Consider the following 13,201-nt stretch of genomic DNA (forward strand, 5'->3'; position numbering starts at 1 on the left):
CAGCTATGCGGCGGCGCCCCTCCGTCTGGCCAGCACGGTCCACACCCCGAGCCCCACCAGCAGTGCGCTCCCGGTGCCGATCCCGCCCACGGCGAGGGCGCGCATCGTGGTGTCATCACCTCCGGGCACACCTTCGGCCGCCGCCTCCCGGTCCTGGTCCGAGACCTCGAAGACGCCGTTCGGCACGGACTCCCCCGCGTACCCGGGCCCATCCTGTGCCGCCCCGCTCACCCGCACGCGCAGGGTCATCGCGAAGGGCCCGTCCCCGAAGTCGTCGGCGACGCTCTCCGCGAGGTGCGCGACGAGGTAGTAGGAGCCGGCGAAGCGCAGCGCACCGATCTGTTCGGTGGGGGCGTTGCGGTTGGCGTGGTCGACCGGCGGCAGGGGAGGCAGGCTGCCGGACTTCTGGGCGCCGTCGTAGCCGACGCCCACGTCGGCGACATGGCCGCGTGCGGGGTTGTAGAGGTCCAGGTCCAGCGCGCCCGAGGCGTAGCCGGTGCCGCCGGAGTCCGAGCTGCCCAGCTCGGCGGTGACGTGGAGCTGCTGGCCCCAGTCGACGGGGACTTCGTAGAAAAGTGTCTGGCCGGGCCGGATGTCGTCCCGCCAGACGCCCTGGTCGAGGGGTGTCGCCCGGGTGAACCCGGCGCCGCCGCGACGCCGCTCGGCTTCCCCCTGGAGGGGTTGGGGCGAGGCGGAGTTCCACGCCTCGGGCGCGCTGGTGGCCCCGGCCTTCGCCGTGCGTGGTTCCGTCATGGCGAGGAGTTCCAGATCCCAGGCGCCGGGCGAGGAGCCCGCGCCGTCGGGGTCTGCGCGTTCGACGGTGACGTAGTAGGTGCCGGCCTCCTGGCAGAGCGGCCGGGCGGGCGAGATGTCGCGTCGGCCCCACGCCGCGATGGGGTGCGGACTGCGGGCGGCCCCGAAGCTCTCGGTGTCGACGAAGCAGGAGGTGCCGTCGTCGTCCTGGAGGGAGACCTTGAGCCCGTCGATGACGGAGACGGTGGTGCCGGGGGAGGGTACGGCGGTGACGGAGACGTAGGCGTTCGAGGCGTCGTCGAGCTCGACGCGGTAGCTGACTTTGCCGCTGCTCGGGAGGGAGCTCCTGTAGGGCGTGCCGGGCGTCAGGCTCTCGGCATCGGCGGTGCTCTTCGCCCCGTCGATGTTCTGCGCGCCGTCGGCGAAGGCGTACGGGCTCGGTGACACCGTCGTGCCGGAGTCCCGTGGGACAGCCAGGGCGGCCGGGCCCGGCGCCACGGCGCCCGCTGTCCCCAGTACCACCGCCACGGCGCCCATGCGCAGAGCCACCGGCGGCCGGCCATGCCACGCCCTCGCACTCCGCCCCCGCGCCGTACGACACCGTCCCCTCACACTCCACCCCTCACCGTCGCCGGGCCACGAACCGTGAAACCGTGGCCCATCCTGCCCCGCCGGCCGGGTCCACGCGTGTCCCTCGACACACAAAACCCCGACCGCGAGGCGGCCGGGGTGTGCTCGTTAGGGGTTGTCGTGACTCACGAACCCGTGGGCACGGAGTCAGTCGCCTCCGTCCACAGATCCTGCTCGGCGCGATCCGCCTGGATCTGGCGGTACACGAGGAGCCCGCCGATGGCGGCCAGTGCGACCAGGAGAAGCTTCTTCACCGCGCGACCTCGTCTTTCCTTGACGTAGGGGACCTCTGGCGCCCGACTATACACACCGACCGATACCGATCGGTGACCTGCGTCGGCCCTCAACTCCCCTCCGGACAACCGGGGTAGAAGCGGAGGTCACCGCTCCGATCGGAGGGTGATCACACGCCGACGGACGGTTACTTTGACCGCCCTTCTCCCCTCTCCTCACATTTTCGCCCCTCTTGCGACCATTCGGGTGGTGTTCATCTGAACATCGCGGCGCCACGGGCGTCGGTCCACCACTTCTCGCCCCACATACACATCATGAGGAAAGTACGCAAATCGCCCGACCCGAAAGTGAGGGGTTATGGCCCGGAACAAGGTCATGACGCTGTGGACCACCATCGTCACCGCCTTCGTCGCGCTGTTCACGGCGCTCGGATTCATCACGACGGCCGCCGCGGCGGCCGTACCCCAGACCGAGCAGAAGCGCAACAGCGAGCGCATCCCGCAGCAGCGGACGACATCGGCGTCTCCCAGGAGCCAAGCCAAGGCCCTGCCTCCCACGATGAAACAGCGCATCCGCGCCGAGGCCCACGGCAAGACCCCCCGCTGCCGCCACCGCCCCCTCACGGACCCGCCGTCCTCCCGTACCCCCGACTGCACCGACGACGACTCCGAAGCGGACCCTACGGCCGGCCACCTCGCTCCCCTGCAACGCTGAACCTCGGCACATCCGCACGGCGATCCCGCGTACGGGCCCGGCAGCTCACCAGAGCCGCCGGGCTTCCTCATGTCCCGACGTGCCCCCCGAGACACAGGAGACAACACAGAAAACCCCCAACCGCTACCGGTTGGGGGTGATCATGCTGTGGGGCTAACAGGATTTGAACCTGTGGCCTCATCCTTATCAGGGATGCGCTCTAACCAACTGAGCTATAGCCCCGCCGCGCTCTGCGGTGTGTGTCCCGCGCGCTGACTCCTGAAGATTAGCGCACGACATGGGCAGTCCCAAAATCGGTTGTCGGGACAACGACAGGACGACGTCACAGCAAGGTCGAAGTGACGTCACTCGTCCTCGGCGAGCGTCAGCTCCACACCGCCGACGAAGCCCGCGGAGAGGTTGTAGATGAACGCGCCGAGCGTCGCGAGGGCCGTCGCCAGGACGACGTCGATGACCGCGATGATCGACGTGAACATCAGGACGTTGGGCAGCGACAGGAAAGCCTGCAGGTCGAAGCCGTTTGACTCGTTCGAGCCGGTCGCCTCGGAGATCGTGCCGCCGACCGTCGAGAAGACGCCCATCGCGTCCATGACCATCCACAGCACCGCTGCCGCGACGATCGTGCAGATGCCGAGCGCGATGGAGAGCAGGAAGCTGACCTTCATCACCGACCACGGGTCGGCCTTGGAGACCCGCAGGCGGGCCTTGCGGACGCGGGGCGTGGTGCGCGCGCCCGTGCGGGGACGCCGTACGGCGGCGGCGCCGGCACCGGGCGCCTGCTGCGCGGGGTAGGCCTGCGGCGGGTGGTACGGCCCGGCCGGCTGCTGGGCCTGCCGTTCGCCCGGCAGGGGGGAGGCCGCCTGCCCTGCGGTGCCCTGCTCCTGCGCGGCCGCCTTGCGCTGCGGCTGTGGCTGCGGCTGCGCGCCGGGTGCGGCCGGGCCCGCCTCGGCGGTCTGCCCGCCTCGGGTGTCCGTCACAGTTCCCCCCTGGGATCCATGCGAGTCAGCTGAGGGCGAGTCCTTGGTCGGGGACTTGACCGCCTTCAGGTTGGTCGTGTGCGGGTCCGCAGCACGCGCGGCGGAGCCACGGCCGCCGCCGTCCTCGTCCGTACCCTTGGAGGTACCGGTCGGTCCGGCGCCCGTGGCTCCGCTCACGCTGACTCACTCCTCGTGCTACTCGGCCGAGGGCGCCTCACCCTCGTCCGTGCCGGTGGTCGCGACACCCTCGGCGGTCTCGTCGACGACGATGTCGCCGTCGACCTCCTCCGCCTCGCGTCCCGCCTCGGCGTTGCGAGCGATGCCCACGACGGCATCGCGCTTGCCCAGATTGATCAGTTGGACGCCCATGGTGTCACGGCCGGTTTCCCTGATCTCGTTGACTCGCGTACGAATCACGCCGCCCGACAGCGTGATGGCGAGGATCTCGTCGGTCTCCTCGACCACCAGCGCGCCCACGAGAGAACCGCGGTCCTCGACGATCTTGGCGGCCTTGATACCGAGGCCGCCGCGACCCTGGACGCGGTACTCGTCGACGTTGGTCCGCTTCGCGTACCCGCCGTCTGTGGCAGTGAACACGAACGTACCGGGTCGAACAACATTCATCGAGAGCAGCTCGTCGCCTTCGCGGAAGCTCATGCCCTTGACGCCCGAGGTGGCACGGCCCATGGGACGCAGGGTCTCGTCCGAGGCGGTGAACCTGATCGACTGCGCCTTCTTGCTGATCAGAAGCAGATCGTCGTCCGACGAAACCAGTTCGGCGCCGATCAGTTCATCGTCCGAACCGTCCTCCATCGAGCGGAGGTTGATCGCGATCACACCGCCGGAACGGGGCGAATCGTAATCCTTCAGAGGCGTCTTCTTCACCAGTCCGGCCTTGGTGGCCAGGACCAGGTACGGAACCGCCTCGTAGTCGCGGATCGCCAGGATCTCCGCGATCGCCTCGTCGGGCTGGAAGGCGAGCAGGTTCGCGACGTGCTGACCACGCGCGTCCCGGCCGGCGTCCGGCAGCTCGTAGCCCTTGACGCGGTAGACGCGGCCCTTGTTGGTGAAGAACAGCAGCCAGTGGTGCGTCGTGGACACGAAGAAGTGGTCGACGATGTCGTCTTCCTTGAGCTTCGTGCCGCGCACGCCCTTGCCGCCGCGCTTCTGGGCCCGGTAGTCGTCGGTCTTGGTGCGCTTGATGTAGCCGCCCCGGGTGACCGTGACGACGATGTCCTCCTCGGCGATCAGGTCCTCGATGGACATGTCGCCCTCGTACGGGATCAGCTTCGTCTGGCGGTCGTCGCCGTACTTCTCGACGATCGCGGCCAGTTCCTCGCTGACGATCCCCCGCTGGCGGACCGGGCTGGCCAGGATCTCGTTGTACTCGTTGATCTTCGCCTGGAGTTCGTCGTGCTCCTGGACGATCTTCTGGCGCTCCAGGGCGGCCAGACGGCGCAGCTGCATCTCGAGGATGGCGTTGGCCTGGATCTCGTCGATCTCCAGGAGGTCCATCAGGCCGTGGCGCGCGATCTCGACGGTGTCGCTGCGCCGGATCAGCGCGATGACCTCGTCGATGGCGTCCAGGGCCTTCAGCAGACCGCGCAGGATGTGCGCCCGCTCCTCGGCCTTGCGCAGCCGGAAGCGCGTACGGCGGACGATGACCTCGATCTGATGCGTCACCCAGTGGCGGATGAACGCGTCGAGGGAGAGCGTGCGCGGCACGCCGTCCACCAGCGCCAGCATGTTGGCGCCGAAGTTCGTCTGCAGGTCGGTGTGCTTGTACAGGTTGTTCAGGACGACCTTGGCGACCGCGTCCCGCTTCAGCACGATGACCAGGCGCTGGCCCGTGCGCGACGAGGTCTCGTCACGGACGTCCGCGATGCCGCCGATCTTGCCGTCCTTCACCAGGTCGGCGATCTTCTGGGCGAGATTGTCCGGGTTGACCTGGTACGGCAGTTCCGTGACCACCAGGCACTGGCGGTTCTGGATCTCCTCGACCTCGATGACCGCGCGCATGGTGATGGAGCCGCGGCCGGTGCGGTACGCCTCCTCGATGCCCTTACGGCCCACGACGAGCGCACCGGTCGGGAAGTCGGGGCCCTTGATGCGCTCGATCAGCGCGTCCAGGAGCTCCTCGTGCGAGGCCTCCGGGTTCTCCAGGTACCACTGGGCACCGGAGGCGACCTCGCGCAGGTTGTGCGGCGGAATGTTGGTCGCCATGCCGACCGCGATACCGGCCGAGCCGTTGATCAGCAGGTTCGGGAAGCGGGCCGGCAGGACGGTCGGCTCCTGGGAGCGGCCGTCGTAGTTGTCCGTGAAGTCGACGGTCTCCTCGTCGATGTCACGGACCATCTCCATCGACAGCGGCGCCATCTTGCACTCGGTGTAGCGCATGGCCGCGGCCGGGTCGTTGCCCGGAGAGCCGAAGTTGCCGTTGGAGTCGACGAGCGGCATGCGCATCGACCAGGACTGGGCGAGGCGCACGAGCGCGTCGTAGATCGAGGAGTCGCCGTGCGGGTGGTAGTTGCCCATGACGTCGCCGACGACGCGGGCGCACTTGTAGAAGCCGCGCTCCGGGCGGTAGCCGCCGTCGTACATGGCGTACAGCACGCGGCGGTGGACGGGCTTGAGGCCGTCCCGCACGTCGGGCAGGGCACGCGAGACGATGACGGACATCGCGTAGTCGAGGTACGAGCGCTGCATCTCCGTCTCGAGCCCCACGGGCTCGACGCGCATGGCCAAGGCGTCGCCCTCGGGCGTCGTGACGGGAGTGTTCTCGTCGGTCATTGCTGGTGAAGGTCCTTCCTGGTGCGGTCAGCTGAGACCGACTCAGATGTCGAGGAAGCGGACGTCCTTGGCGTTGCGCTGGATGAACGCGCGGCGGGCCTCGACGTCCTCGCCCATGAGGACCGAGAACAGGTCGTCGGCCTGGGCGGCGTCGTCGAGGGTGACCTGGCCGAGGACGCGGTGCTCCTGGTCCATGGTCGTGATGCGCAGCTCCTCGGCGTTCATCTCGCCGAGACCCTTGAAGCGCTGCACCGAGTCGTCCTTGATGCGCTTGCCGGCGTTGCGGCCCATCTCGATCAGGGCGTCGCGCTCGCGGTCGGAGTACGCGTACTCGAAGTCGTCCTTGCCCCACTTGATCTTGTAGAGCGGCGGACGGGAGAGGTACACGTGCCCGGCCTCGACCAGCGGCCGCATGAAGCGGAACAGGAAGGTCAGCAGCAGGGTGTTGATGTGCTGGCCGTCGACGTCGGCGTCCGCCATCAGGATGATCTTGTGATAGCGGAGCCTCTCGATGTCGAAGTCCTCGTGGACCCCGGTGCCGAAGGCGGAGATCAGCGCCTGGATCTCCTGGTTCTGCAGGATCTTGTCGATCCGCGCCTTCTCCACGTTGAGGATCTTGCCGCGGATCGGAAGGATCGCCTGGTACTGCGGGTTGCGGCCGGACTTGGCCGAGCCGCCGGCGGAGTCACCCTCGACGATGAAGATCTCGCACTTGGTGGGGTCGTTCGACTGGCAGTCGCTCAGCTTGCCCGGGAGGGAAGCCGTCTCCAGCAGGCCCTTGCGGCGCGTCAGATCGCGCGCCTTGCGGGCCGCCACGCGCGCGGTGGCCGCCTGGATGCCCTTGCGGATGATGTCCACGGCCTCGTTGGGGTTGCGGTCCAGCCAGTCCGCGAGGTGCTCGTAGACGACCTTCTGGACGAAGGTCTTGGCCTCGGTGTTGCCGAGCTTGGTCTTGGTCTGGCCCTCGAACTGGGGCTCGCTCAGCTTGACCGAGATGATCGCGGTCAGACCCTCGCGGATGTCGTCACCCGTGAGGTTGTCGTCCTTCTCGCGCAGCAGCCTCTTGTCGCGCGCGTACTTGTTGATCAGCGACGTGAGCGCGGCCCGGAAGCCCTCTTCGTGCGTACCGCCCTCGTGGGTGTGGATGATGTTCGCGAAGGAGTACACGCCCTCGGTGTAGCCGCCGTTCCACTGCATGGCGATCTCGAGGGACAGGTGCTTGTCCTTGTCCTCGGCCTCCAGGTCGATGACGGTGGGGTGCACCGCCTCGCCCTTGCGGGAGTTGAGGTACTTCACGAAGTCGACGATGCCGCCCTCGTAGTGGTACGTGACGGCCTTGACCTCGGCCTTCTCGTCCGCCCCGGCCTCGTCGGCACCGGTCACGGCCTTCGCCGACTCGCGCTCGTCCGTGAGTTTGATCGTCAAACCCTTGTTGAGGAACGCCATCTCCTGGAAGCGCCGCGAGAGCGTCTCGAAGGAGTAGTCGGTGGTCTCGAAGATGTCGCCGTCGGCCCAGAAGGTGACCGAGGTGCCGGTCTCCTCGGTGGCCTCGTGCTTGGCCAGCGGGGCCGTCGGGACGCCCATCTTGTATTCCTGCGTCCAGCGGTGGCCGTCGGTCTTGACCTCGACGGAGACCTTGCTGGACAGGGCGTTCACGACCGAGACGCCGACGCCGTGCAGACCACCGGAGACCGCGTAGCCGCCGCCGCCGAACTTGCCGCCCGCGTGCAGCACGGTCAGCACGACCTCGACGGCCGGCTTGCCCTCGGACGGGACGATGCCCACCGGGATGCCACGGCCGTTGTCGACGACCCGGACGCCGCCGTCGGCGAGGATCGTCACGTCGATGGTGTCCGCGTGGCCGGCCAGCGCCTCGTCGACCGAGTTGTCGACGACCTCGTACACGAGGTGGTGCAGCCCTCGCTCACCGGTCGAGCCGATGTACATGCCGGGTCGCTTGCGGACCGCGTCCAGACCCTCGAGGACGGTGATGGCACTGGCGTCGTACGAAGCAGTGGCTGAGGCCTCGGCGACTCCGGCCAGGGCCTCGACGGACGGATTGTTCTCGTTGGGGTTGCCGGAATCGGCCACGAAGCGCCCTTTCTGGCACAGCACGAGCCAGGCTCGTCGGCGGGTTGCCGGAGCGGCTGCGGCATGTTGCGTTGGTAAGCCTTGATCAGCGTTGCTCAGCTTTTCCCGGACGGTCCCCAGCGAGTGGGGCGGGATTGCTTCCAGTCTACCGGTAGCACCGACACTGATGGGGGTTTGCCGGTACCTGAGTCCGCATGTGCCGCCCTCAACCGGTCTTCCCCGACTCCCGATATGCGGATGGGGGCTCCAAGAGGCTCACGGAGCCACTCAGCGCTTCCGGCCGTCAACCCTTGGCTACTTCGGAGTCAGGTCGCGATTCGCAACCGTGTGCGGTGGCATGACGGGAGCCTCCAGCCAGTCGCCGCGGGCCGGAAAGACGTGACGTAAGTCACCTGTAGGAGTCGCCGGGACCACTGCTTCCCGGGGCCCGCAACGGCCCCCAGCGGCGGGCCGGTCCACCGGGCCCCAGGACCTTGATCTGCCGCACGGTGCCATGCCCCAGGTCCTCGTTGAGGCGCGCGACCAGGCTGGGAGCCAGACGGCGCACCTCGGTCGCCCAGACCGGAGACTCGCACTGCACGATCAGGACCCGCTCGTCCTCGTCGTACCTCTGCGGAGTGCAGTGATCGGCCAGCTTCTCACCGACGATCTGCGGCCAGCGGCCCATCACACCGCCCACCGCCGCCGGCGCCTCCCAGCCCCGCTCGGTGATCAGCCGGTTGATCGCGGAGCCGAGCGCCATGGGATCGCGGCCGTCGGCACGCGCGCCGGAGCGCAGCCCGCCACGGCGTGCCTGCTTCTTCTGCTGCGCCGCGTCCCCACGCGCGCGTGCGGCCTCCTTGGCGGCGCGGAGCGCCACCCGCGCGAGGTCGACGCCGGAGGGCTCGGGGGTGTTCTTCGGTTCCTCTGCGCTCATACGCGCTCCACCGCCCCCTCGGACACCGCGTAACGCGCCCCCGACAGCACATGCGGCACGTCGTCGTCGACGGCGGCCGTCACCAGGACCTGCTCACCGGGCGCCACCAGCTCGGCGAGACGCTCACGGCGACGGGTGTCCAGCTCGGCGAAGACGTCGTCGAGCACCAGCACCGGCTCATTGCCCTCGGCGCGCAGCAGGTCGTACGAGGCCAGGCGCAGCGCCAGGGCGTAGGACCAGGACTCGCCGTGCGAGGCATAACCCTTCGCGGGCAACTGGCCGAGCTTGAGCTGGAGGTCGTCCCGGTGCGGGCCGACCAGCGTGACACCCCGCTCGATCTCCTGCTTGCGCGCCTCGGCGAGCGCGGCCGTCAGCTGCTCGTAGAGGTCCTCGCGCGTGTGCGCCTCACCCGGCGCGGACGGCTTGTACTCCAGGGCGATCGGACCGCCCCCGGGCGCCAGTTGCTCATAGGCCTTGTCGGCCAGCGGCTGGATCGTGGCGATCAGATCAAGCCGCTGGGCGAGCAGTTCGGCACCCGCGCGCGCGAGGTGCTGGTCCCACACGTCGAGGGTGGACATGTCCATGGAACGCCCGCCGTGCCGACGGGCCAACGCGGCCGACTTCAACAGGGTGTTGCGCTGCTTGAGGACCCGGTCGTAGTCGGAACGGACCCCGGCCATGCGCGGCGAGCGGGCGGTGATCAGCTCGTCGAGGAAACGCCGCCGCTCACCGGGATCCCCCTTCACCAGGGCGAGATCCTCCGGAGCGAACAGCACGGTCCGTACGATCCCCAGCACGTCACGCGGTCTGACCTGCGAGGACCTGTTGATACGGGCCCGGTTGGCACGCCCCGGGTTCAGCTCCAGCTCGACCAGCTGCTGCCGGTCGCCCTGCCGGACCTGCGCCCGGACGATCGCGCGCTCGGCGCCCATGCGGACCAGGGGGGCGTCGGAGGAGACCCGGTGACTGCCGAGGGTGGCGAGATAGCCGACGGCCTCGACCAGGTTGGTCTTCCCCTGCCCGTTCGGCCCGACGAAGGCCGTCACCCCCGGATCGAGCGGGACCTCGACCCGGGGGTACGAGCGGAAGTCGGCCAGCGACAGATGCGTGACGTGCATGGTCGTTTCGCCGACCTCCCAAACCCTCGGATGCTGCTTACTTCGTCTCGACCGCGTGGCCGCCGAACTGGTTCCGCAGCGCCGCGATCATCTTCATCTGGGGCGAGTCCTCCTGCCGGGAGGCGAACCGCGCGAACAGCGACGCGGTGATCGCCGGCAGCGGCACCGAGTTGTCGATCGCGGCTTCCACAGTCCAGCGTCCCTCGCCGGAGTCCTGTGCGAAACCCCGGAGCTTGTCCAGGTGCTCGTCCTCGTCGAGCGCGTTGACCGCGAGGTCCAGCAGCCAGGAGCGGATGACCGTGCCCTCCTGCCAGGAGCGGAAGACCTCCCGGACGTCGGTCACCGAGTCGACCTTCTCCAGGAGCTCCCAGCCCTCGGCGTAAGCCTGCATCATCGCGTACTCGATGCCGTTGTGGACCATCTTCGCGAAGTGGCCCGCGCCGACCTTGCCGGCGTGCACCGCGCCGAAGTCGCCCTCCGGCTTGAGGGCGTCGAAGACCGGCTGCACCTTGGCGACGTTCTCGCTGTCGCCGCCGTACATCAGCGCGTAGCCGTTCTCCAGGCCCCAGACGCCGCCGGAGACACCGCAGTCGACAAAACCGATGCCCTTGGCCGCCAGCTCCGCGGCGTGCTTCTCGTCGTCCGTCCAGCGGGAGTTGCCGCCGTCCACGACGACGTCACCCGGCTCCAGCAGCTCGGCGAGCTCGTCGACGGTGGACTGCGTGGCCTCGCCTGCCGGGACCATCACCCAGACCACGCGCGGGCCGCTGAGCTTGCCCACAAGCTCTTCCAGGCTGTGGACATCGGCGAGGTCCGGGTTGCGGTCGTATCCCAGGACGGTGTGGCCGGCGCGGCGTATCCGCTCGCGCATGTTGCCGCCCATCTTGCCGAGGCCGACGAGACCGAGCTCCATCAGTTGTGTTCCTTAGGTGTACAGGTGTCCGACGTGGCGTTCCGGCACTCTCGTGCCGCGTCCGAGCCTAAACCCGGACGCTCGCGCACATCTGTGGGCATACGCGCTCAGTCGTAGGCCCTCACCTGCAGGGTTTCCCTCAGCCTGTGGACAACCGCCGACGGCTTTCGAGGGCTCAGCCGCTGAGACGCACCGGCATGATCAGGTACTTGTAGGCATCGTCCGCCTCGGCGTCCAGCGCCGGCTTGCCGCTGAGCAGCGCCGGCTTCGTGGACGTCGTGAAGGACAGCTGGGCCACCGGGGAGTCGATGGCGCTCAGGCCGTCCAGCAGGAACGTCGGGTTGAAGGCGATCGAGATGTCGTCGCCGTCGAGCTGCGCGTCAACCCTTTCCACAGCCTGTGCGTCGTCGCTGGAGCCGGCCTCCAGGATGAGCACGCCCTGCTCGAAGCTGAGCCGCACCGGGGTGTTGCGCTCGGCGACCAGGGCCACGCGCTTGACGGCCTCCACGAAGGGGGCGGTCTCGATGACGGCGACGCTGTTGAACTCCGTCGGGAACAGCGTGCGGTACTTCGGGAGGTCGCCCTCCAGCAAGCGGGTCGTCGTACGGCGGCCGGCGCCCTCGAAGCCGATCAGGCCCTCGCCCGAGCCGGAGCCGGACAGCGCCAGGGTCACCTGGTCGCCGCTCGTCAGGGCCTTGGCGGTGTCCAGGAGCGTCTTGGCGGGCACCAGGGCGACCGCGGAGGCCTCCGGGTTCTCCGGCTTCCACAGGAACTCGCGGACCGCGAAGCGGTAGCGGTCGGTGGACGCCAGCGTGACGGTGTCGCCCTCGATCTCGATGCGCACGCCCGTGAGGACCGGCAGCGTGTCGTCACGGCCGGCCGCGATGGCCACCTGGGCGGCCGCGGAGGCGAAGACCTCACCGGGGACCGTGCCCGTGGCGTTCGGCATCTGCGGCAGGGCCGGGTACTCCTCCACAGGCAGTGTGTGGAGTGTGAACCGGGAGGAGCCGCAGACCACGGTCGCCCGCACACCGTCTGTGGAGATCTCCACCGGACGGTTGGGGAGGGCGCGGCAGATGTCGGCGAGCAGCCGGCCGGAGACCAGGACCGTGCCCTCCTCGTCGACCTCGGCCTCCACGGACACCCGTGCGGAGACCTCGTAGTCGAAGCCGGACAAGCTCAGCTGGCCGTCCTCGGCCTTCAGCAGCAGGCCGGCGAGGACAGGCGCCGGCGGACGGGCCGGGAGGCTGCGTGCCGCCCAGGCCACTGCCTCCGCGAGTACGTCGCGTTCCACCCGGATCTTCACTGTTGCCGCCTCCTGCTGTTGCCGGCGCTTCTCGCTCTGCCTGGCCCTCGTCGTCTGTCTCGGTGTCGACGGCCCCTGTGACGGGGAGGACACCGGGGACCAGTCTGACGCACCGCACTGACAGTAGGTGCCTCTCGGGGTCAAGTCGTGACGAGGGGCGGTCGGGCACCGGAGAGCGAGTTGTGCACAGGACCCGCTTCGAAACGAATTCCCAGCTCTCTCTAGTTGGGAGTAGTAGTAGGGCCTGTGGATACCGTGGATAACCACGTTTGCCCAGCTCAGAGCGGAAATTTTGTCCACGGGGCCTGTGGGTGGCGGCGGTGGACAACCTGGGGTCTCTGTGGAGAACAGAAAGTTCTGCACACCCCGTGCACAGGGGGAGGCGAGTTCTCCCCAGCGCTGTCCCCAGCTTTACCCACGTTTCCCACAAGCCAACCCGGCACCTTTGTGTGACGCCTTTCACTCGACCCGGTGAGGAGGCGCGTCGCGTTGCCGAACAGTGGACAGTCATGTGGAGAAGCTGGGGATCGCTGGGGACAACCGACCTCAGCCTGTGGGTTGCCGGTGGACAACTCGATGCACAGCCTGTGGATCAACTCTTCGTCCACAGTCTGTGGAGAGTCTTCGTCCACGAATCCACACCCCGGTGACCTGGTCTGATGGTCCTTCAACAACGCTGCCTGTGGACACAGTCTGGACAACTTCCCGGTCCCCAGGATGTGGACGGGAAAAAGTCACCGAATCTGTGGAGAGTGGCCG

At 68.5% G+C, this 13,201-nt stretch carries 10 protein-coding genes and 1 tRNA gene; 1 reads left to right on the top strand and 10 read right to left on the bottom strand.

Annotated elements, in window-relative coordinates:
• Positions 1-3: 3 nt before the first annotated feature.
• Complete coding sequence (locus ABEA82_RS12340; protein WP_345661450.1) at positions 4-1,290, bottom strand: hypothetical protein; 1,287 nt, start codon at positions 1,288-1,290, stop codon at positions 4-6.
• Positions 1,291-1,508: 218 nt separating this feature from the next.
• On the bottom strand, positions 1,509-1,637 hold the full coding sequence (locus tag ABEA82_RS12345) for a DLW-39 family protein (RefSeq protein WP_003999697.1): 129 nt from the start codon (positions 1,635-1,637) through the stop codon (positions 1,509-1,511).
• Positions 1,638-1,974: 337 nt separating this feature from the next.
• On the opposite strand from ABEA82_RS12345, the gene ABEA82_RS12350 reads away from it, so the two are divergent.
• Entirely contained in the window at positions 1,975-2,331 is a 357-nt protein-coding gene (locus tag ABEA82_RS12350) for a DUF6344 domain-containing protein (RefSeq protein ID WP_345661451.1), read from the top strand.
• A gap of 148 nt (positions 2,332-2,479) precedes the next feature.
• Here the strand turns inward: ABEA82_RS12350 and ABEA82_RS12355 are convergent.
• The 8 genes from ABEA82_RS12355 to dnaN all read right to left on the bottom strand — a co-directional run bounded on the left by ABEA82_RS12355 (position 2,480) and on the right by dnaN (position 12,442).
• A tRNA-Ile gene (locus ABEA82_RS12355) sits at positions 2,480-2,553 on the bottom strand.
• 122 nt (positions 2,554-2,675) lie between these two features.
• The gene (locus ABEA82_RS12360; RefSeq protein WP_345661452.1) at positions 2,676-3,485 is read right to left on the bottom strand and encodes a DUF3566 domain-containing protein; all 810 of its coding nucleotides are present in this window, start codon (positions 3,483-3,485) and stop codon (positions 2,676-2,678) included.
• Between the two features lie 18 nt (positions 3,486-3,503).
• On the bottom strand, positions 3,504-6,098 hold the full coding sequence (gene gyrA / locus ABEA82_RS12365; RefSeq protein ID WP_345661453.1) for a DNA gyrase subunit A: 2,595 nt from the start codon (positions 6,096-6,098) through the stop codon (positions 3,504-3,506).
• Positions 6,099-6,140: 42 nt separating this feature from the next.
• Entirely contained in the window at positions 6,141-8,189 is a 2,049-nt protein-coding gene (gyrB, locus tag ABEA82_RS12370) for a DNA topoisomerase (ATP-hydrolyzing) subunit B (protein WP_345661454.1), read from the bottom strand.
• A 388-nt stretch (positions 8,190-8,577) separates the two neighbouring features.
• On the bottom strand, positions 8,578-9,105 hold the full coding sequence (locus tag ABEA82_RS12375; protein WP_345661455.1) for a DciA family protein: 528 nt from the start codon (positions 9,103-9,105) through the stop codon (positions 8,578-8,580).
• A complete protein-coding gene (recF, locus tag ABEA82_RS12380; RefSeq protein ID WP_345661456.1) occupies positions 9,102-10,223 on the bottom strand; it encodes a DNA replication/repair protein RecF in 1,122 nt (373 codons plus the stop codon). The genes ABEA82_RS12375 and recF overlap by 4 nt, the downstream gene beginning before the upstream one ends.
• Before the next feature lie 37 nt (positions 10,224-10,260).
• A complete protein-coding gene (gene gnd, locus ABEA82_RS12385; protein ID WP_345661457.1) occupies positions 10,261-11,136 on the bottom strand; it encodes a phosphogluconate dehydrogenase (NAD(+)-dependent, decarboxylating) in 876 nt (291 codons plus the stop codon).
• A 175-nt stretch (positions 11,137-11,311) separates the two neighbouring features.
• Positions 11,312-12,442 carry a DNA polymerase III subunit beta gene (gene dnaN / locus ABEA82_RS12390; RefSeq protein ID WP_345661459.1) on the bottom strand — a complete coding sequence of 377 codons (1,131 nt, stop codon included), beginning with the start codon at positions 12,440-12,442 and terminating at the stop codon, positions 11,312-11,314.
• Positions 12,443-13,201 lie beyond the last annotated feature (759 nt).

The sequence above is a fragment of the Streptomyces venetus genome (assembly GCF_039540295.1).
Classification (GTDB): domain Bacteria; phylum Actinomycetota; class Actinomycetes; order Streptomycetales; family Streptomycetaceae; genus Streptomyces; species Streptomyces venetus.

Excerpts from the sequence above, each read along its gene's own strand:
- ABEA82_RS12375 (WP_345661455.1), bottom strand. The coding sequence starts at position 9,105 with ATGAGCGCAGAGGAACCGAAGAACACCCCCGAGCCCTCCGGCGTCGAC.
- ABEA82_RS12350 (WP_345661451.1), top strand. The coding sequence starts at position 1,975 with ATGGCCCGGAACAAGGTCATGACGCTGTGGACCACCATCGTCACCGCC.
- gyrA (WP_345661453.1), bottom strand. The coding sequence starts at position 6,098 with ATGACCGACGAGAACACTCCCGTCACGACGCCCGAGGGCGACGCCTTG.
- gnd (WP_345661457.1), bottom strand. The coding sequence starts at position 11,136 with ATGGAGCTCGGTCTCGTCGGCCTCGGCAAGATGGGCGGCAACATGCGC.
- recF (WP_345661456.1), bottom strand. The coding sequence starts at position 10,223 with ATGCACGTCACGCATCTGTCGCTGGCCGACTTCCGCTCGTACCCCCGG.
- ABEA82_RS12340 (WP_345661450.1), bottom strand. The coding sequence starts at position 1,290 with ATGGGCGCCGTGGCGGTGGTACTGGGGACAGCGGGCGCCGTGGCGCCG.